Origin of the sequence: Amycolatopsis sp. NPDC051373, assembly GCF_040689465.1 — a bacterium.
In the GTDB taxonomy this organism is placed as follows: domain Bacteria; phylum Actinomycetota; class Actinomycetes; order Mycobacteriales; family Pseudonocardiaceae; genus Amycolatopsis.
This window is the reverse complement of record NZ_JBFBAE010000002.1, coordinates 420969-439008: the sequence shown is the minus strand read 5'-3', so window position 1 is coordinate 439008 and position 18040 is coordinate 420969. Positions and strand designations below refer to the sequence as shown.

The 18040-nt window shown below is 71.9% G+C and carries 19 protein-coding genes and 1 pseudogene; 10 read left to right on the top strand and 10 right to left on the bottom strand.

Annotation, left to right across the window (positions count from 1 at the left end; all coding sequences use genetic code 11):
• Positions 1-97 precede the first annotated feature (97 nt).
• From AB0383_RS05780 to AB0383_RS05770, 3 genes are all read left to right on the top strand, one after another.
• Entirely contained in the window at positions 98-1060 is a 963-nt protein-coding gene (locus tag AB0383_RS05780) for an alpha/beta hydrolase (protein ID WP_364182698.1), read from the top strand.
• 155 nt (positions 1061-1215) lie between these two features.
• Complete coding sequence (locus AB0383_RS05775) at positions 1216-2262, top strand: PAS domain S-box protein (protein WP_364182695.1); 1047 nt, start codon at positions 1216-1218, stop codon at positions 2260-2262.
• 61 nt (positions 2263-2323) lie between these two features.
• Positions 2324-2692: a response regulator gene (locus tag AB0383_RS05770; RefSeq protein WP_366185458.1), complete on the top strand. Its 369-nt coding sequence runs from the start codon at positions 2324-2326 to the stop codon at positions 2690-2692.
• 286 nt (positions 2693-2978) lie between these two features.
• Here AB0383_RS05770 and AB0383_RS05765 read toward each other — a convergent pair whose 3' ends face one another.
• Positions 2979-3626 carry a response regulator transcription factor gene (locus tag AB0383_RS05765; RefSeq protein WP_366185532.1) on the bottom strand — a complete coding sequence of 216 codons (648 nt, stop codon included), beginning with the start codon at positions 3624-3626 and terminating at the stop codon, positions 2979-2981.
• A 212-nt stretch (positions 3627-3838) separates the two neighbouring features.
• Between AB0383_RS05765 and AB0383_RS05760 the strand changes: the two genes are divergently transcribed.
• The 4 genes from AB0383_RS05760 to AB0383_RS05745 are packed head-to-tail and all read left to right on the top strand — an operon-like array spanning position 3839 to position 8572.
• A complete protein-coding gene (locus AB0383_RS05760; RefSeq protein ID WP_220239315.1) occupies positions 3839-5122 on the top strand; it encodes an MFS transporter in 1284 nt (427 codons plus the stop codon).
• Positions 5123-5129: 7 nt separating this feature from the next.
• Positions 5130-6296 (top strand): acyl-CoA dehydrogenase family protein, encoded by a 1167-nt coding sequence (locus AB0383_RS05755; protein ID WP_366185455.1) that lies wholly within the window; start codon positions 5130-5132, stop codon positions 6294-6296.
• The gene (locus tag AB0383_RS05750) at positions 6297-7802 is read left to right on the top strand and encodes an AMP-binding protein (protein ID WP_364182686.1); all 1506 of its coding nucleotides are present in this window, start codon (positions 6297-6299) and stop codon (positions 7800-7802) included.
• Positions 7799-8572 carry an enoyl-CoA hydratase/isomerase family protein gene (locus tag AB0383_RS05745; protein ID WP_366185453.1) on the top strand — a complete coding sequence of 258 codons (774 nt, stop codon included), beginning with the start codon at positions 7799-7801 and terminating at the stop codon, positions 8570-8572. The genes AB0383_RS05750 and AB0383_RS05745 overlap by 4 nt, the downstream gene beginning before the upstream one ends.
• Before the next feature lie 167 nt (positions 8573-8739).
• Here the strand turns inward: AB0383_RS05745 and AB0383_RS05740 are convergent, their stop codons facing one another.
• Complete coding sequence (locus AB0383_RS05740; RefSeq protein WP_366185451.1) at positions 8740-9960, bottom strand: TetR family transcriptional regulator; 1221 nt, start codon at positions 9958-9960, stop codon at positions 8740-8742.
• 157 nt (positions 9961-10117) lie between these two features.
• Between AB0383_RS05740 and AB0383_RS05735 the strand changes: the two genes are divergently transcribed.
• Positions 10118-10477 (top strand): hypothetical protein, encoded by a 360-nt coding sequence (locus AB0383_RS05735; RefSeq protein ID WP_366185449.1) that lies wholly within the window; start codon positions 10118-10120, stop codon positions 10475-10477.
• Between the two features lie 58 nt (positions 10478-10535).
• On the opposite strand, the gene AB0383_RS05730 is transcribed toward AB0383_RS05735, so the two are convergent.
• The 8 genes and pseudogenes from AB0383_RS05730 to AB0383_RS05695 all read right to left on the bottom strand — a co-directional run bounded on the left by AB0383_RS05730 (position 10536) and on the right by AB0383_RS05695 (position 16061).
• A complete protein-coding gene (locus tag AB0383_RS05730) occupies positions 10536-11363 on the bottom strand; it encodes an LLM class flavin-dependent oxidoreductase (RefSeq protein WP_366185447.1) in 828 nt (275 codons plus the stop codon).
• A 122-nt stretch (positions 11364-11485) separates the two neighbouring features.
• A pseudogene (locus AB0383_RS05725) lies at positions 11486-11732 on the bottom strand (peptidoglycan-binding protein); the annotation flags it as partial.
• An 88-nt stretch (positions 11733-11820) separates the two neighbouring features.
• On the bottom strand, positions 11821-12294 hold the full coding sequence (locus AB0383_RS05720) for a hypothetical protein (RefSeq protein ID WP_366185445.1): 474 nt from the start codon (positions 12292-12294) through the stop codon (positions 11821-11823).
• A 45-nt stretch (positions 12295-12339) separates the two neighbouring features.
• Positions 12340-13527, bottom strand: a complete 1188-nt coding sequence (locus AB0383_RS05715) for a DUF6745 domain-containing protein (protein ID WP_366185443.1) — start codon at positions 13525-13527, stop codon at positions 12340-12342.
• Between the two features lie 123 nt (positions 13528-13650).
• Positions 13651-14289, bottom strand: a complete 639-nt coding sequence (locus tag AB0383_RS05710; RefSeq protein ID WP_366185441.1) for an HD domain-containing protein — start codon at positions 14287-14289, stop codon at positions 13651-13653.
• A 44-nt stretch (positions 14290-14333) separates the two neighbouring features.
• Positions 14334-14855: a MarR family transcriptional regulator gene (locus tag AB0383_RS05705; protein ID WP_366185439.1), complete on the bottom strand. Its 522-nt coding sequence runs from the start codon at positions 14853-14855 to the stop codon at positions 14334-14336.
• Between the two features lie 14 nt (positions 14856-14869).
• Complete coding sequence (locus AB0383_RS05700) at positions 14870-15052, bottom strand: carboxypeptidase-like regulatory domain-containing protein (protein WP_366185437.1); 183 nt, start codon at positions 15050-15052, stop codon at positions 14870-14872.
• A complete protein-coding gene (locus tag AB0383_RS05695; RefSeq protein ID WP_366185435.1) occupies positions 14991-16061 on the bottom strand; it encodes a hypothetical protein in 1071 nt (356 codons plus the stop codon). Before AB0383_RS05695 ends, AB0383_RS05700 begins: the two co-directional genes overlap by 62 nt.
• A 177-nt stretch (positions 16062-16238) precedes the next feature.
• Here AB0383_RS05695 and AB0383_RS05690 point away from each other — a divergent pair, with 177 nt between their 5' ends.
• Together AB0383_RS05690 and proC are read left to right on the top strand one after the other, a co-directional pair.
• Positions 16239-17231 (top strand): proline racemase family protein, encoded by a 993-nt coding sequence (locus AB0383_RS05690; RefSeq protein ID WP_366185433.1) that lies wholly within the window; start codon positions 16239-16241, stop codon positions 17229-17231.
• Entirely contained in the window at positions 17228-18037 is an 810-nt protein-coding gene (gene proC / locus AB0383_RS05685; RefSeq protein WP_366185431.1) for a pyrroline-5-carboxylate reductase, read from the top strand. Before AB0383_RS05690 ends, proC begins: the two co-directional genes overlap by 4 nt.
• Positions 18038-18040: the final 3 nt, after the last annotated feature.

Sequence of the window (18040 nt, the reverse complement as noted above, 5' to 3'; positions counted from 1 at the left end):
TGACCGGCCGTGGTGGCTGCTCGATGGCTCCGCGGCCTTCCACGCGCAAGGCTGAAGGCACGAGCCCACACCCGGACCGCTGACGGAGGAGAGAACCATGGCCGCCCTCGAAAAGCCGGACGTGCGCCTCGAATCAGCGGCCCAGGAACTGGCCGGCGCCACAGCGAACCCGCCGTTCCGCTACGAGCTCGGCCCCGAAGCGGCCCGCAAGGTGCTCGACGGCCTGCAGTCGGGCGGCGTGGCGAAGCCCGCCGTCGACGAGGAGCGGCTCACAGTGTCCGCCGCCGTCGGCGATGTCCGGGTGCGGATCGTGAAACCCGACGGCGCCGACGGCACTCTGCCGGTGATCCTCTACGTGGACGGCGGCGGCTGGATCCTCGGCAACGCCGGCACCCACGACCGGCTGGTGCGCGAGCTCGCGACCGGCGTCGGCGCCGCAGTGGTGTTCGTGGAGTACACCCCGTCGCCGGAGGCGCGCTACCCGGTGGCGATCGAGCCGGCCTACGCGAACCCGCAGCGGATGGGTCGCGAGGGCGCCGGCAAGGGCATCGAGGAGGCATACAGGGCCGTCGCGGGCGACTCCGTGGGCGGGAACATGACCGCCGCGCCGGCCTTGATGGCGAAGGAACGCGGCGTCGTCACCTTCGTGCAGCACTCGACGTACTACCCGGTCACCGACGCGGGCATGGACACCGGCTCGTACCGCCGGTTCGAACACGGTCCCTGTCCGGCGGCGAAGGCGATGGCCTGGTTCTGGGACGCCTACCTCCCCGAGCCCGCCCAACGCCGGCAGATCACCGCCGCACCACTGCAAGCGAGCCTCGACCGGCCGGCCGGGCCGCCGCCCGCGTTCCTGCTGGTCGACGAGTACGACGACGTGCTACGCGACGAAGGCCAGGCCTACGCGGCGAAGCTGCGGGACGCGGGCATGGCCGTGACGACAGCGCGCTACGACGGCATCCTCAACGACTTCATGATGCTCGACCCGGTCCGGGACACGCACGCGGCGAAGGCCGCGGCTGCGCAAGCGATCGCGGTCCTGCGGGAGGCCCTGCACTGACAGGGCGTGCCGCCGCCCCCCCGCACAGCGGCGGCACCCGCGGTCCGGCCATTCCCCCCCTCATGGCCGGGCCGCGGCTCGCGGCTCGGCGAGGGTGACCACGCCGCCGCGAGCGTGGGTACGGTGAAGGCCTCCGACACCGTCGGGAGGGTGCCGTGGAATCTCCCCGTGAAGTGCTCGAGCTGATCCTGCACACGGTTCCGCAGCCGGTCTGGGTGATCGACCACGGCGGGGCGATCGTCTTCGCGAATCCCGCGGCCGTGGCCTTGCTGGGCTACGACGACCTGGCCGAGCTGCGCGGGCGGCAGAGCCACGAAACGGTGCACCACCACTATCCCGACGGCTCGCCGTTCCCGGCTTCCGAGTGCCCGATGCTGCGGTCGCGCCAGGCCGGGGAAACCGTGCACAGGGACGAAGACTGGTTCTTCCGGCGGGACGGCTCGATGTTCCCGATCGAGTGGTGGTCGGCCCCGCTGGACCTGCCCGGCGGCCGCGGCGCGGTGCTCGCGTTCGAGGAGACCACGCAGCGCCGTGCGGCCGAGCAGGCGGTACGCGAGCGTGACGCGGCGCAGATCCGCGCGGCCGAGTCGCGCGCCACCGGACGGCGCATCGTCGAGAGCGCGACTGCGGCCCGCCGGCAGCTGGCCCGCGACCTGCACGACGGCGCCCAGCAACGGCTCGTCGCCCTGCTCATCGACCTGCAGCTCGCCCGTGAGGAGTTCGCCGCCGCCCCGGACCGTGTGCCCGGCCTCCTCGAGGAAGCCGTCGAGCACACGCGCGCGGCCATCAGCGAGCTGCGGGAGCTCGCCGCCGGGATCCACCCGGCCGTCCTGTCCGCGCGCGGGCTCCGCTTCGCCGTCGAGACCCTCGCCTCGCGCGCGGCCCTGCCGGTGGTGGTGACCGGCTCGGTCGAGGCGGAGCTCGCGGAGGGAGTCGAGGCGTGCGCCTACTTCGTCACCGCCGAGGCCCTCACGAACGCGGTCAAGCACTCGCGCGCGTCGCAGGTCACGGTGACTCTGGCGGCGAGCGGGCCCCTGCTCACGGTCGAGGTGCGCGACGACGGCGTCGGCGGAGCCGTCGCGGGCGGATCCGGTTCCGGGCTCGCCGGGCTGGCCGACCGCGTCGACGCCCTCGACGGGCGGCTCACGCTGTCCTCCCCACCCGGCGCCGGAACCGTGCTGCGCGCGGAATTTCCCCTCTGAGCACCCGAACTGTGGGGACACCCCCATGGCGGGGCCGGGTGCGGGCGGGGACCCTTGAGCGATGTCGCCCACCGCCCTGATCGTCGACGACGACACCGGCTTCCGGCGCGCGGCCGGGCGTCTGCTGGCCGCTCGGGGCTTCGAGGTCGTCGCCGAGGCGGCCGACGCGGCGCAAGCCAAGGAAGCCGTGCGCACCCACCACCCCGACTGCGTGCTCCTCGACCTCCACCTCCCCGACGGCGACGGCCTCTCGGCCGCCCGCGCGCTCGCCGTGCTCCCCGGCCCGGCGCCCCGCATCCTCGTGACCTCGACCGAGCCACCCGGCTTCGTCGCCGCCGACCTCGCCGCACTCGGGATCGTCGGCTTTGTGGCCAAGGACCACCTGGCGACCGCCGACCTGGCGGCGTTGTTCGGTTTTTCGGCCGCCTGACGGCCGGCGCCTGGTCAGCCTCGTTCGTCGAACGGTTCGTCGCTCCAGCGAGGCCGGGCCGCGACAGCAAGACCAGTGTTTCGGCGACGCGGTCGTGACTCCGTTCCCCCGTCTCCCCGTGATCGTCCACACCGGACTGGATCAGCTCCGGCTCCTCGTCCCACAGCGGCTTGACTCCGGCGAGGGCGGGCGGGAAGGCACGCCCGCCCTCACCCTCACGATCGACTGTCCGGACGCGGGATCGCAAACGCAACCGACATTTCCGGCGCCCTGCCACCAAGGGACGTCAGTTCTGCAGGTACCGCAGCACCGCGAGCACCCGCCGATGCCGGCTGCTCGCCGACTGGTGCAGCCCGAGCTTGCTGAAGATCCCCGTCACGTGGCGTTCCACCGCCGGCACGGTGACCACGAGCTTCTCCGCGATGCCGACGTTCGAGTGGCCCTCGGCCATCAGTGCGAGGACGTCGCGCTCGCGGGGGGTCAGGTCGTCGAGGGGGCTGCCGACGCGCTTGCGCCCGACCAGCCGGGCGATCACGTCCGGGTCGAGAGCCGTGTTGCCCTCGGCGACGCGCCGCACGGCGTCGACGAGCACCGCCGGGTCGGCCACCTTCTCCTTGAGCAGGTACCCGACGCCTTCGGCGCGGTCGCCGACCAGCTCGAAGGCGTAGCGGTCCTCCAGGAACTGCGAGAGCACGATCACCCCGACGCCCGGCTCGGACGACCGGATCTCCAACGCCGCGCGCAACCCGTCGTCGGTCAGGTCCGGGGGCATGCGGATGTCGGTGATCAGCACGTCGGGCCGGCGCGCCCGGACCTGCCGCAGCACGTCCGGCGCGTCCGCGGCCACGGCGACGACCTCGAAGCCGGCGCGTTCGAGGACGCGCACGATCCCTTCCCGGACCAGGGCCTGGTCCTCGCCGATGACCACCCGGATCCGTTCAGCCACCGGCTCACGGTACAGGGGCGCGCCCGTCCGGGCCTGCCCGTGGAACCCGGGCGCCCGGGCGCGAGTGCAGCGCGTGCCGGTGCGGTGACCGGCTGCTGCGCCCCCCCGGATCGACGTGGCGCGCCCCCTTGAGTTTCGGCTAACGACGAGTTACCGTCCGCCTAACCAGTATTCACCTCCCGCAAAGAAGCAGGTGGCCCATGTCCGAAGTGGCGACCAACGCCCCGGCCGGCGTGGCCGGGTCCGCCTACACCCGAAGAGAGCGCGGTCTGATCATCGCGGCCGCGGTCAGCGGCTGGGGGATGGAGTACTTCGACCTCGTGATCCTGTCGCTGGTGGCCGGCGACGTGGGGAAGACGTTCGGCGTCTCCACGGCCGCCGTGGGCGCGGTCTTCACGGCGCAGCTCGCGGCCACCGCGATCGGCGGCATCCTGTTCGGCCCGTTGGCCGACCGGTTCGGCCGCCGTCGCGTGCTCACGTGGACGATCTGGGTGTTCGCGATCGGCACGGGGCTGGGCGCGCTCGCGCCGAGCTTCGGGCTGTTCGTGGTGTGCCGGATGATCGCCGGGATCGGGATCGGCGGCGAGTGGGCCATCGGCTTTGCGCTGCTGAACGAGGCGTGGTCGCCCAAGCGCCGCGGCCTCGCGGGCGGCATGGTGCAGGCCGCGATCTGGCCCGCGTACGCGATCGGTATCTTCGTCGCCGGTGCCGTGCCCAACTGGCGCTGGGCGTTCGCCATCGGCGCGCTGCCGGCGCTCGCCGCGGTCGCGATCCGGCTCGCCTGCCCGGAGTCGAAGCAGTGGCTGGAGCTGCAGCGGGCCAAGGCCGAAGGCCGGCAGGCCGGCACTGTCGTCGCACGGGAGTCCGCGACCGCCGGGCTCGCAATGCTGTTCAAGAAGAACGCGCTGAAGATGGTCGTGCTCGGCACCGTCGTGGTGTTCGGCGCGCAGTACTCCTACTACGTCTACTCGTCCTGGATGCCGACCTTCCTCAAGACCGGCCTGCACCTGGGCGCAGGACCGACGCAGACGGTGCTCTACGTCAGTGCCGCCATCTCGCTCGTCTCCTACATCGCGGCCGGCGCGCTCGGCGACCGGTGGGGCCGGCGCAAGGCACTGCTCGCCTTCGCCTCGGTGCAGCTGGTCGCGTTCATCGCCTTCGCCGTGCTGATCGCCACCGGCGCCGCGACCGGGGCGGTGATCGCGATGTACTTCGTGATCTCGTTCGGGCTGGGCTACTTCGCGGTGTTCGGCACGTGGTTCGGCGAGCTGTTCGCCACGCCGATCCGGGCCACGGGCTCGAGCTTCTGCTACTCGGTGGGCCGCGGGATCGCGAGCTTCGGGCCCGGGATCGTCGGCCTGCTCGCCGCCCGCTACGGCCTCGGCGGCGGCATTTCGACCGGCCTGTTCGCCGTGGCTCTGATGATGATCACCGCGCTGTTCCTGGCCGACCGCTCCGGCCGGGCCATCACAGCTGTGGAATGAGTCGGGAATGAGGAAGGGGAACGACTTGCAGCACCTCTGGAGGGACCACGTCGACGAGCGCCTCGCGCTCGAGGCCCGCGAGTTCACGCGCGAGCACGTGGCCCCGGTCGCGGACGCCCTCGATCGCGACGACCGCTATCCGCTCGACCTCGTGCGGCTCACCGCCGAACGCGGCTGGAACTCGATGACGCTCGACCCGCGCTACGGCGGCGAGGGCCGCCCGATGACCGAGCTGCTCGCCGTGCTGGAGGAGCTCTCGGTCGCGAGCGCGATCCTGGGCATCTCGCTCATCACGATCTTCCAGAGCCAGCGCTGCATCGAGCTCTACGGCGAGGAGTCGCTCAAGGAGCGCTACCTGCCGCGCTACGCCGGTGGGCTGCCCGCGTCGTTCGCGCTGACCGAGGACGGGCACGGCAGCGACATCCGCACGCTCGACACCAAGGCCCACCGCACCGACAAGGGCTGGGTCCTCAACGGCGAGAAGGCCTTCATCACCTCCGGCGCGGCCGCGGAGCTGTTCGTGGTGCTCGCCGAGACCGATGTCGGGGTCTCGACGTTCGCGGTCACCAAGGACACCCCGGGCGTGTCCAGCTACCAGGGCCACGAGGCTGAGACGTTCGGGCTGCGCAACGGCCCGCACGTCAACCTGGTGCTGGAAGACGTCGAGGTGCCCGCCGACCACCTGATCGGCACCGAGGGCCGCGGCCTCAAGCAGGTGATGGTCACCCTCGCCAACTCGCGCACGCTCGCCGCGGGCATCAGCCTCGGCATCGCGCGCGCGGCGTTCGAGGGCGCGCTGCGGTACGTGGACAAGCGCTCCGCGTTCGGCACGAAGGTCCTGGATTTCCAAGGGATCCAGTGGTACTTCGCCGAGCTGGCCGCGCAGATCGACGCGACGCGGCTGCTCACCTACGAAGCCGCGCGCGACCTCGACGCGGGCCGCGACATCGCGCGCTCGTCCTCGTCGGCGAAGCTGCTGGCGGCCTCGCTCGCCACGAAGGTCGCCTCCACGGCGGTGCAGGTGTGCGGTGCCCACGGCACGCGCGAGACCCAGCCGTTCGGTCGGTACCTGCGCGACGCGAAGGCGTACGAGGTGGCCGGGGGATCGGCAGAGGTGCTCAAGAACACCGTCGCGAAGAGCCTGGTCAAGGCCGTCAGGGTGGAGGATCGGTAGATGTTCGCGGCAACACTGAAGCAGCGGTGCGAGACCAGCGGTGACGCGCCGTTCCTGCTGCAGGACGACAAGGTGATCAGCTGGGCCGGGCTGCTCGACGTGGTCACCCGCACCGCGACGCTGCTGCAGAGCAACGGTGTGCGGGCCGGCGATCGCGTGCTGCTCGCCTGCGGCAACACGCCGACGTTCCCCTACCTGTGGTTCGCGCTGCGCTGGCTCGGCGCCACGTGCGTGCCGCTGCACAACCAGGCGACCGGCGCGCACATCCGCCAGGTCGTGGCCGACGCGGGCATCGAGTTCGCCGTCGGCGACACCCCGAGCATCGCACGGCTGGTCGCCGACGCGGGCTTCGACTCCGGGCACACGCTGGGCTTCACCACAGCCGACGAGCTGGAGCACGCCGTGGCCGGCCTGGCGCCGCACCCGATGCACGAGGCGGAACTCGACGCCGAGAGCAGCCTGCTCTACACCTCGGGCACCACCGGCCCGCCCAAGGGCGCGGTGCTCTCCGACGGCGCGTTCCTCGCCGGCGGCCGGGAACTGGCCGACGCGATCGGGATCCGCGCCGACGACCGGATCATGGTGGCGCTGCCGCTGTTCCACACCAACCCGCAGGTGTACGCGGTGATGACCGCGATCGCCACCGGTGCTTCGCTGGCGCTGCTGGAGAAGTTCGAGCCGGCGAAGTTCCTGGACCAGGCGATCCGGTACGAGGCCACGGGATTCACCTACGTCGGCACGATGCTGGCGATGCTCGTGCGCAAGCTGCCCGAGCACATCCCGCCGCACAAGCTGCGCTTCTGCACCGGCGGCGGCGCACCGGTCGGGCTGTGGACCACGATCGAGGACCACGTGGGCGTCGAGGTCCACGAGCTCTACGGCATGACCGAGACCGGCGGCTGGGTCACGGCCAACCGCTCCGGGCAGCGCCGCCGCGGGACCTGCGGTACCGTCCGGCCCGACATGGACCTGGCGATCCTCGACGTGAACGACGTGCCTGTGGCACCCGGCGAGCCGGGGCAGATCTGCGTGCGCCCGCGTGAGGCCTTCGTGCTCTTCGACGGTTACCACGGCAAGGCCGAGCTGACGCTGCAGAAGTTCCGCAACCTGTGGTTCCACACCGGGGACATGGGCGCGGTCGACGACGAGGGTTACCTCGTGTTCCACGGCCGGGCCGACGACATGATCCGCCGAGCCGGCGAGAACGTGCGGCCGGCCGACGTCGAGGCGGCGATCGCCGGGCACCCGGCGGTGGACGAGGTGGCCGTGGTCGGCGTGCCCGACGAGGTCGTGGGCCAGGAGGTCCGCGCCGTCGTGGTGCCGCGCGGCGAGTTCGACCCGCTCGGGCTGCCCGCGTTCCTCGACGGCAAGCTGCCGAAGTTCGCGTGGCCGCGCTACATCTCGGTGCGTCCCGCACTGCCCAAGACGGCGACGCAGAAGGTCCGCTCGGCCCTGCTGCGCACGCACGAATCCGACGACGTCGACCTCCGCGGAGCCCGCCCATGACCGAACCCGTGCTGTTCGAGGTGACCGACGGCGTCGCCGTGCTCACCCTCAACGCGCCGCGCAAGCGCAACGCCATCGACGGCGCGCTGGCCGGCGCGCTGATCGACGCCTGCGAGCGCATCGATGCCGACCTCACGATCGGCTCGGCCGTGATCCAGGGCGCCGGCGGGTACTTCTGCTCGGGCGGCGACCGCGACGAGCTGGCGGCGATCTCGGCCGCACCGGCTTCGGACGAGGGAATCCGCGCCACACAACGGATCTACGACGCGTTCCTCCGCTTCGGCGCGCTGAAGGTGCCGACGGTCGCCGCCGTGCGCGGCGGGGCCGTGGGCGCCGGGATGAACCTCGCGCTGGCCGCCGACGTGCGCGTCGTCGCCGAAGACGCGGTGCTCGCGTCCGGCTTCACGCGCCTGGGGGTGCACCCTGGCGGTGGGCACTACACGTTGCTGACGCGGGTCGTCACGCCGGAGGCCGCGACGGTGCTCGGCGTGCTGGGCGAGTCGGTGGACGGCCGCCGCGCTGTGGAGCTCGGGCTCGCCTACGAGGCGCGGCCCGACGAGGAGGTCGAGCCCCGTGCCCTCGCGCTCGCGGCTCGTGGTGGCAGCGACCCGGCCCTCACTCGGGCGGCGATCCGCAGCCTGCGGGCGGAGGTCGGCCCGCCGGCGTTGAGCTGGCAGGCGGCCGTGCCGCTGGAGCAGAGCGCGCAGCTGTGGTCGTTCGCGCGCAAGGGCTCCGACCGCTGGAAGGGCACCGAGCGCGCGAGCGGCTGAGCCGCGCGCAGAACCTGTGGCCGCGGAACCGGACGGGCGCGGCCGCTGGAGAAGCCGAAGGGCGACCGGCTGAAACACCGATGGCGGGGAAGGACTTTCCGGAGGGGGAGGGTCCACCCCGCCATCGGTGTCCGTCCACTGTGTCTGTTCAAGACAGAGGGTCCGCCTCAGACCGCCACGCTCGTCAGGGCCGCCAGTGCGAGTCCGACTGTCCACTCGGGACGCTCCGGCACCGCCGCGAACCGCCTCGACCGCGCGACGGCGTCGATCAGCTCCATCACCGCGAGGCTTGCGGTCTCGGCCACCGCTTCCTCCACGCCAGGGTTCACCGCCAGCACCGCGCCCACCCAGTAGTCCAGGTAGCGCTTGCGGTCGCGGCGCACGGCTTCACCGAGGTCTTCGGGCACATGGTGCTCCTCGGTCATCCACACCGCGATCAGGTCGCTCTTCGCGATCGCCGTGCGGACGTGCGTGGTCACCAGCCGTTCGAGCACCTCGTGCGGAGTCCCGTCCGAGGCCATCGCCAGCGCGCCGCCCCAGCACAGCTCGTCGGCGATCTCCTCGACCACGGCGGTGAGTACGGCCGCCTTGCTCGGGAAGTGGCTGTAGATCGACGGTCCCGCGATGCCCACGCCCGCGGCGATGTCGTCGATGCCCACGGCGTGGTACCCGCGTTCGCGGAACAGTCTCGCCGCCTCGTCGAGGATCGCGCGGCTGCGCGTGTTCTCCGCCGCGGCCGGTGACTCCCGGTCCACCACGCGGATTTCCGGCAGGCTCTTCGGCGGTTCGGGCGCGAGCAACGTGGCCAGCAGCACGGTTTCCAGCGTCGCCGCGTGGGCTGAGAGGCGCCGCCGCGGCAGCGCGGGCACGCTGTTGAGCAGGCCCAGCGCGGCGCGGATCCGGAACTCCGCCTGGCTCGTGGTCAGTTCTGCCCGTGCGTCCACCAGCACCCGCAGCCACAGGCCGACACCCTCGACGCGCACGGCCACCAGCTCTTCGCGGACCTCGCTCGTGAGGTAGTGGGCCTCCTGGTGCCACAGGCGCACCACGTCCGGGCGCTCCAGCACGACACCGACCACCGAGGTCGCCAGCCGCCGCAGCACCTCGTCGGTTTCGCCGCCTTGGGCCAGCGCGAGCACCTCGCGGTTGCGCCAGGTGAGCACCATCTCCCGGATGGGCTCGGCGAGCAGCCCGCGCTTGTCGGGGAAGTGCTTGTACACCGCGCCGGCGGTGATGCCGACCTGCTCGGCGATGTCCGCCACGGAGACCCCGCCGTAGCCGCGTTCGCGGAACAGCCGGGCCGCGGCCGCGAGCAGCTCGGCGCGGCGGTTGGGACGTGCGGACGGCGAGGACTGCCGCTTCGTCCCGCGAACTTCCGCCCGGCTCACTCGTTCTCCTCATCGCGTCAGCACCCTTCCCACCAGGTTAGCGGGCGCGCGCCGGGATAGCTTCCACAACCGGGCTTCGCCGAGGCGCCACCAGGGCTGCTGGTTCTGGAACTGGACCTGCACGCGCACCTGAACGTCGAGTGGCACGACGAATGTGGTGTCGCTCGCCGACCACGTGCGGGGTGCCCGCGCTCAGGCGGATGAGGACCCGGAAGCCGTAGACCGCCTCGCCGCCCGCGGCGATCAGCAGCGGGGCGACCAGGGCGCAGAAGATCCCGGCGCGCAGGACCGCGTACAGGAGCAGCAAGACGACGCCTGCGGCCAGGAGCGCGAGCCCCGCGGTCGCGCTCAGCCCGACGTCGTCGAGGTGGTGGTTTCAGCCGTCGTTTCGGTGGGTTCCGATGGCGATTCGGTGGTCTCCGCCGGACTGCTCGAAGCTCCGAGCGGGGTGGTCAGGTCGATGGTGTTCGGTTCGAGTTCGTCCCCTTCGCAGTCTCTCCGGTCGCACAGCAGGTGACACCACGGTCACGAGGTTTTCACCACCTCGAGTCCGAAGTGGACCCCAGACCTCGTGGTCACTTGCCGGTGAGTCGCTCCACGAGCGGGGCGAACTCCTCGACGAACGCGCTGTTCACGGTGAAGTACGACACCCCCAGCTCGTCGCGGCGGCGTTCGAGCTCGGCGGCCATGGTGTCGAGGTCCCCGGTGAGCACGGTGAGCGAATCGCGCTCGATGAGGGTTTTCGCGTCGAGGCCGCCGAGGAACCGGCTGATCCACGGCGGCGCTTCGTCGCCCACCACGAAGATGTTGTGCGACAGCTCGAGGTCGTCGGCGCGCGCACCCGCGGCCGCGCGGATCTCCTCGACGTGGCCGGCCATCTCGGCGCGCGTGGTCAGCGCGCCGCCGGCGAGCGTGACGATGTCGGCCTTCGCCGCGGCCAGCCGGCGGGCCTTGGGGCCGCCGGCCGCGATCATCACCGGTGTGTGCGCGGCGCCGTCGAGGCGCCGGACGTGGTCGATGGTCTCGGACACCTGGTCGAGCCGGTCCTGGCCGGAGCCGTAGGGCAGGCCCAGCTCGTCGGCCGCCTGGCGCATCGTGGGCAGGCCGGTGCCGAGGCCGAGCTCGAAGCGGCCGTCGGTGAGCTGCGTGAGGCTGTGGGCCTCCCACGCGGCCGCGCGCGGCGTGCGCAGCGGACTGGCCAGCACGAACGACCCCACCCGCAACTTGGTGGTGACCGCCGCGGCGATCGCCAGCGACGCTGTCGGCGATGGCAGGTTGAGGTTGTCGGGTGAGAGCAGCGTCGAGTAGCCCAGCTCCTCGGCCCGCCGCGCCGTGGCCTGCCACTTCGCGCCGCTGCCGTCGGCCGCCGCGACGACTCCGAACCGGAACGCCTTGTTCGCCATGCAACACCCCCGTAGTCGATGATCCCGATACAACCACCGCCCGGGGTGCGGGTGCCACCACGGCACGTCCTCGCCGGCTCTTGCCGAACCGGCGAGGACGCCGCAGTCAGCCGCGCTGGTACTCCGTCCACGTACTTCGCGTCGAGCAGGCCCCTTGGCCTGCAAAGCCTGCTCGACCAGCAGCACGCTGTCGTGCGCGCCGGGGGTCTGCGTGCTGTCGGCGCGGCGCGGGTCGATCTGCGCGGCCTTGAGCACGGCCTCCATGCTCGCCGCGGGCAGCGCCTGCGTGGCCGCACCGGCCGAAACCGGTGCGGCCACGCCGAGCGCCACCGCCGCGAGCGCAGTCAGTGTGGCGACCTTCCTGAGCATCCCTGTTCCTCTCGTCCGCGGATGAATCCGGGCAAAGAATCATGGAACGGGATACAAGGGACGTACAACTCGAAGGTTCAGGCCGGGTTCAGTCGGCGATCAGCAGCCGGTTCACGGCGAGGGTGACGCCGCGCTCCTGCTGGCGGCGCACGAGCCACCGGCCCGGCGCCACGCCGCTGCCGCCGTGCTCGGGGTGGATCAGGTACGCGGGCGCGGAGTTCTCGAAGAGGGCGATGCCCAGGTTCAACGGGTCGCGGATCGACGGACTCCACTGGCAGGTGTCGGGATCGGCCACCAGTGTGTGCGGATTGCGCCCGTCCACACCGCGCACCAGTTCGACACCGCCGTGCGGCACGGTCTGCCACCACGCGTTGGTGCGCAGTTCGACGGTACGGGCCACGAGGGCGTGCGGGATCACGATCAGGTCGCCCTGGGCCTGCGGCCCGTCGAGCACCGGGACGGCGACCTGGCGTTCGAGGTGGTCCAGCACGTCGAGGCCGGAGCGGTCGAGGAGGTCGGCGAGGCTGACGCCGGTGGTGTCCATTGTGGATTTCGCAGCCATGGTGATCACCTTGGGTGTCTCGAAGGGCTGGAATTCAGAAGAGCGTCAGGTGCGGCGCAGCAGGCCGGTGTACTGGGCTCCGGTGAGCCCGTAGGACCAGCCGGCGGCGTCGACGGGGTCGTCGAACCACGGCGGCACGGACAGTCCGTAGCGGCGGCGCGTGCCGTCGCGTTCCACGGATCCGTTGACGGTGAGCAGCAGCCGGCGCGCGATCATGCCCGGCGCGCGGGGCACGTCGTAGAGCAGCAGTTCGGCGTCCCCGTTGCCCGGGTCCGGTGCTCGCGCGACGAACGTGAGGCCGGCCCGTTCGATGTAGCCGTCCCAGCCGAGGCGCTCGACGGCGCACCGGCGGACCTCGATGTTGCGTTCGGTGTTGACGGCTTCGGCCGTCACGTCTTCGATCACCCACGCCGGCACCGGCGTGCCGTGCCACGCATGAGCGCGCCAGCCGTCGGGGTAGGCGATGGCCGGTCCGTTGGCGGCATGCGTTCGCACCTCGCCGTACGCGGAGCCGGGCACGGGTTCGGTGCGGACCACCACCGGCCGCTCGGTGACCACGCACACGTCGTCACGAGGCCACCACCAACCGCACGAGCGCACGGTTTCGGACCACAGATCGAAAATCCGCTCAGGCTCGCGTCCGAAGTGGACACCGAGCCGGCGGTGGGCGTCGTAGTGCGCCACCCAGTGGGCTTCGTGCTGGCCGTACCAGCCGATCCCGGTCGGCGCGCGCAGTTCGGCCTTGATCGTGCCGGCGACGGAATCGAGGATGCTGCGCCGGACCGACCTGTGGATGCCTGAGTCCAGCAACGAGTCGAGGGAGCCGCGATCGAGCGCTTCCGAGGAATCTTCGGGCAGGACGGACGGTCGCCACGAGTTGTCGGAGAAGCGGATCCTGCGGTTGACCCGGGCGCGCAGATCCGACAACGAGCTGGCCAGGCGGCTTTCCAGCCAGGTCGGCGACCCAGCTGACAGTGGCCGGCTCGGTGGTAGGAGTTTCGCTGCCGCACCAGGGGAATCGACCCACACGAACGTCGGGGGAGGCTGATCGACGAGCTCGTAGAGCGCGCTGATCGCCGCTTCCGCGGCCGGCCGGTCGGCGGGCTCGCAGGACAGGGCGTGGCCGAGCCATTCCGCTCGGGCGGCCTCGGCGAGCTGCCACCGAACCCGTGGCGGGTCAAGGATTTCAGGGTGTTCCAGAGCGCGGGCTCCCGGCCCGCGAGGCGCGGTCATCGCGCGAGGGCGAGCACGCCCTTTCCATCAGACATACCGCGATCATGACAGCGATCGTGGTGACCGCGCAAGCGTTTTGGCCGCCGCCGCGCCGCGTTGGCGAGCGGCGGCGGCCCGGAAGGGTCACTCCGCCCAGGCGGAGTTCTCGATCACGTCGACGAAATCGGTGTGCTTGAAGCCGGGCACGAAGTGCTCCAGCACGTCGGCGTTGACGGTGCCGAACGTCGAGTCGGGACGGTGGGCGAACCCATCCTTGAACGCCTGCAGGATCTGCCGCTTGAAGTCCGGCCGCGGGTGCGCCGCGGTCACGGCCGCGCGGTCGTCGGCGGAAATGCGGTCGAGGTGCAGGCCGAGCACGTCGGTCTCGACGCCCGCGGTGGTGGCGGCGATCTCGGGCGCCATCCGGTAGGGCACCTCCGGCGTGGTGTGCAGCGCGATCGACGTCCACACCAGGTCGGCGTCGGCGGCCGGACGGCCGTGCGCGAGCAGGAACTCCCGGGCCTGGTCGGCGCCGTCGATCTCGAAGCGCTGCTGCTCGCTGCGCCACGGCGGCACGAGACCGGTGTCGTGGAACAGCGCGGCCACGTACAGCAGCTCCGGGTCGGGGTCGATGCCGAGGGCGCGCGCCTGCAGGCTGCCGAACAGGAACACGCGGCGCGAGTGGTTGAACAGCAGCTCGGTGGACTTCTCGCGGATCAGCGACGTCACCTCGGCGACGAGCTCCGTGTCCGGCACGGTGATCCCGGCGATCGTCTCGGTCATCACGACTCCTTGTTTGAAAGCGGTGTTGAAAGCGGGGGTGGTCCTCACAGCCTGTCGCGCGCGGGCCGCTGCGCGCAGTGGCCGGACCGGCCACGAACCCCACCGATAAGGACATCGCTCAGGCGTGCGAGATCCTCCGCAGCACGTCGGTGAACGCCTTGCGCTGCTCCGTGCTCAGCTCTCCCAGCACCGTGTCCTCGGTCTCGGCGACCAGCGGCGCGACCCGGCGCAGCACTCCGGCCCCGTCCCTCGGTGACCCGCAACAGCTTGCGGCGGCGGTTGCCCGGGTCGACGCGCCGCACGACGTAGCCGCGCTCCTCGAGCCGCGCGAGCAACGGCGTGAGCGTGGCCGTGTCGATACGCGTCGCCTCGGCGAGCGCCGCCTGGTCGAGATCGGGGGAGGACCGCAACACCCGCAAGGCGACGTACTGCGGCGGCGTCAGCTCGCGCACGGTCTCTTGCCAGCGCGCGGTGTAGGTGCGCAGCGCCTGGCGCAGCAGGTACAGCGGAGCGTCGTCGAGCGGGCGTTCGCCGCCCTCGGTGTCGTGGTCCGATCCGGTGTCCATGGCTCAAGGCTGCCTCATGCGGCGCGGGCGAACGCGGGCGCCAGGGCGAGGTCCACGGTCGCGCCGCCACTCGCCGGCACCGTCAGCGCCCGCGTCTGCGGCAGGAACCCTTTGGCGACGGCGGTCAGCGTCACGTCACCGGGGGCCAGGCCGGTCAGGTGGAACCGGCCGCGGCCGTCGGTGTCCGATCGCGCCATGACGGCGCCCTGTGGGTCCGTCACGACGAGGACCGCCGCGGGGCTGACGCGACCCGAGATCTCCCCGCCCGGCACGGCCTGTTCCGCTTCCGCGGCTGTGGCGCGGCCGCGTTCTCGCACGTGGCTCAGGAAGGCGGCACCCGCGGACCACGCCAGCAGCGTGAGGACCGGCACAAGCAGGTGGGCGCCCGTGGAAGTAGTCGAGGTCCGACAGCGCGCGCACCGCGGCACCAGGGGGCAGCACGGCCGACACGCACCGCGCCGGCTCCGGCAGGAGGTTCACCCCGAGCACGCCACCGCTGGTCGAGTTGCCGACGGTGAGCAGCAGCAGCGTCGACATCGGGATGCCGATCGCGCCGAACCACGTGCCCAGGGCCTTGGTCGCCAGTGCCGTGGCGGCCGAGAGCAGGCCGAGGGTCAGCGCGAGCGGCGCGAACGGCGCGGGCAGCGCGCCCAACACCGGCCCGGCCAGCGTGGCCGCGACGATCCCGGACAGCACCGCGAACCCCGCGAGCGCCGCCATGCGGTGGCGCAGCCGGACGCGCCGCGCGGCCGCGATGAGGTTCTGCGCCAGCGCGAACGACGCGAGCGTGACGCCGAAGGCCACGTAGAACCCCGACATCCCCTTGCTGTCGAACGCCGAGAGCGGCAGCACATCGGTGATCACCAGCGGCTGCCCCCGGTGCTGCGCGAACGCGCTCACCAGCTTCTCGGCCGCGGACACGGTCGTGGCACCGCTCGCGCCGGCGACGTCCAGCCGCAGGTGCCCGGCCTGGTCCGCCAGCGTCGCGACGGCGTCACCGTGGCTCAGCAGCGCCTCACCCGCCGCCTGGTCGGCGACGGGCACGACGGCCACGGCCGGCCCGGCCGCCCCGGCGAGCTGCGTCTGCAGCTGGGTCCCGGCCACCGCGACGGGCACCTGGTAGGGCCGCGGGCTGCGCTGGAACCCGACGTAGAGGCCGATGAACACGAGCACCAGCAGCAGCGAGATCCTGTGGCCGCCCCGCACCACCAGCGGTGCCGGGCGAGCACGGAAGTCTTCATGTTCGGTTCAACTATTCGTGCACGAATAGTAATGCGGCCGAGCAGGGCGTGACCGCGCGCACACCTCTTCCCGTAGTGAAAACTACCATGTACTGTCAGCTGTCATGAACGCTACAAGGCTGGACGGTCCACAGTGGACGCGGTGACCGTCACCGACTACCACACGGCGGGGGAGCCCTTCCGCATCGTCACCGGTGGGGCGCCGGAGATCCCCGGCGCGACAGTGCTCGAACGGCGCGAGGTCGCGCGGTCGACGCCGGGCATCGACGCGGTGCGCGAGCTGCTGGTGCGCGAGCCGCGCGGGCATTCGGCGATGTACGGCTGTTTCCTGGTGCCGCCGCAAACCGAGGGATCGTTGTTCGGCGTGCTGTTCTGGCACCGCGAGGGTTACTCCACCGCCTGCGGGCACGGCACGATCGCGCTCGGCGCGTGGGCCGTGCGCATCGGCCGCGTCGAAGCGGTGGCCGACGGCGTGACCGAGGTGCCGATGGACGTCCCGTCGGGCCGCGTCACGGCCGCGGTGACGTGCGAAGGCGGCGAGGTGCGGAAGGTGGCCTTCCGCAACGTCGACACGACCGTGCTCGGCCGCGACGTCGAGGTGGCCGCGAAAAGCGGGCCGGTCAAGGTCGATCTCGCTTACAGCGGCGCGATCTACGCGTGCGTGCCGGCTTCCGCGTTCGGCCTCGAAGTGGTCCCCGAGCACCACACCGAGCTCGTGGCCGCCGGCCGCGAGGTCAAGGCCGCGCTCAGCGGCACCGAATGGGCGCGGTATTCCGGAGACAGCCGGCTCAGCGGTGTCTACGGCGTGATCCTCTACGACGACCTCGGCGACACCGCGACCGGGCCGCACCAGCGCAACGTGACTGTGTTCGCCGACGGTCAGGTCGACCGTTCCCCTTGTGGCTCAGGCACTTCCGCTCGGCTGGCGCTGCTCGCGGCCGAGGGCCGGCTGCGCGAGGGCGACGTGCTCACCCACGGCTCGATCATCGGCACCACCTTCACCGGCCGGATCCTCTCGACCGCTGCGGACGGCAGCGTCGCCACGGAGATCGAAGGCACCGCACACCTGGCCGGCGAGAGCGTGTTCACGCTCGACCCGGCCGACGAACTGGGAACGGGGTTCACCCTGCGATGACGAAACTGGCCATCATCGGCGGAGGCAACATGGGCGAGGCGCTGCTCGCCGGACTGCTCGCCGGCACCGAACCGAGGTTCACGGCGGCCGAGGTCGTCGTGGTCGAGCTCGCCGAGGAGCGCGCGGCATACCTGCGCGAGCGCTACGGCGTGGCCACCACGGCGGACGCCGGGCCCGCGATCCGCACGGCGGAAACCGTGCTGCTCACGGTGAAGCCGTACCACGTCGACGACCTGTTCGCCGCGGTCGCGGACGACGTGAACGACAACCAGCTCTTCGTCTCTGCCGTCGGCGGGGTGCGCATCTCGCGCCTCGAAGCGCTGCTGCCGGGCAAGCCGCCGGTCGTGCGCTGCATGCCCAACACGCCCGTCTCCGTCGGCCGTGGGGTGGTGGCGATCAGCGCGGGCACGTACGCGGGCGAGACCGAGCTCGACTACGCGCAGTCGCTGTTCGACCCGGTGGGCAAGGTCGTGCGGGTCGCGGAAACCCGCATGGACGCCATCACCGCGCTGTCGGGCAGCGGTCCGGCGTACTACTTCTTCCTCACCGAAGCGCTGATCGAAGCCGGGATCCTGCTCGGCCTGCCGCGCCCGCTGGCCGAGGAGCTCGTGAAGGCCAACGCCGCCGGCGCCGCCGAGATGCTCCAGGTCCCGGACGCCGACGCGGTGCGCATGCGCGCGGCCGTGACCAGCCCTGGCGGGGCGACGATCGCCGCGATCCGGCAGTTCGAGGAACGCGGGGTGCGCGCGGCGGTGATGGCGGCGATCGAGGCGGCCCACGACCGGGCGGCCGAGATGGGACGCTGAGCC

Bases quoted from the DNA above. Each gene is read 5' to 3' on its own strand.
- AB0383_RS05780 (WP_364182698.1), top strand. From the start codon at position 98: ATGGCCGCCCTCGAAAAGCCGGACGTGCGCCTCGAATCAGCGGCCCAG.
- AB0383_RS05770 (WP_366185458.1), top strand. From the start codon at position 2,324: ATGTCGCCCACCGCCCTGATCGTCGACGACGACACCGGCTTCCGGCGC.
- AB0383_RS05760 (WP_220239315.1), top strand. From the start codon at position 3,839: ATGTCCGAAGTGGCGACCAACGCCCCGGCCGGCGTGGCCGGGTCCGCC.
- AB0383_RS05755 (WP_366185455.1), top strand. From the start codon at position 5,130: ATGAGGAAGGGGAACGACTTGCAGCACCTCTGGAGGGACCACGTCGAC.
- AB0383_RS05750 (WP_364182686.1), top strand. From the start codon at position 6,297: ATGTTCGCGGCAACACTGAAGCAGCGGTGCGAGACCAGCGGTGACGCG.
- AB0383_RS05745 (WP_366185453.1), top strand. From the start codon at position 7,799: ATGACCGAACCCGTGCTGTTCGAGGTGACCGACGGCGTCGCCGTGCTC.
- AB0383_RS05730 (WP_366185447.1), bottom strand. From the start codon at position 11,363: ATGGCGAACAAGGCGTTCCGGTTCGGAGTCGTCGCGGCGGCCGACGGC.
- AB0383_RS05720 (WP_366185445.1), bottom strand. From the start codon at position 12,294: ATGGCTGCGAAATCCACAATGGACACCACCGGCGTCAGCCTCGCCGAC.
- AB0383_RS05715 (WP_366185443.1), bottom strand. From the start codon at position 13,527: ATGACCGCGCCTCGCGGGCCGGGAGCCCGCGCTCTGGAACACCCTGAA.
- AB0383_RS05710 (WP_366185441.1), bottom strand. From the start codon at position 14,289: ATGACCGAGACGATCGCCGGGATCACCGTGCCGGACACGGAGCTCGTC.
- AB0383_RS05705 (WP_366185439.1), bottom strand. From the start codon at position 14,855: ATGGACACCGGATCGGACCACGACACCGAGGGCGGCGAACGCCCGCTC.
- AB0383_RS05700 (WP_366185437.1), bottom strand. From the start codon at position 15,052: ATGGCGCGATCGGACACCGACGGCCGCGGCCGGTTCCACCTGACCGGC.
- proC (WP_366185431.1), top strand. From the start codon at position 17,228: ATGACGAAACTGGCCATCATCGGCGGAGGCAACATGGGCGAGGCGCTG.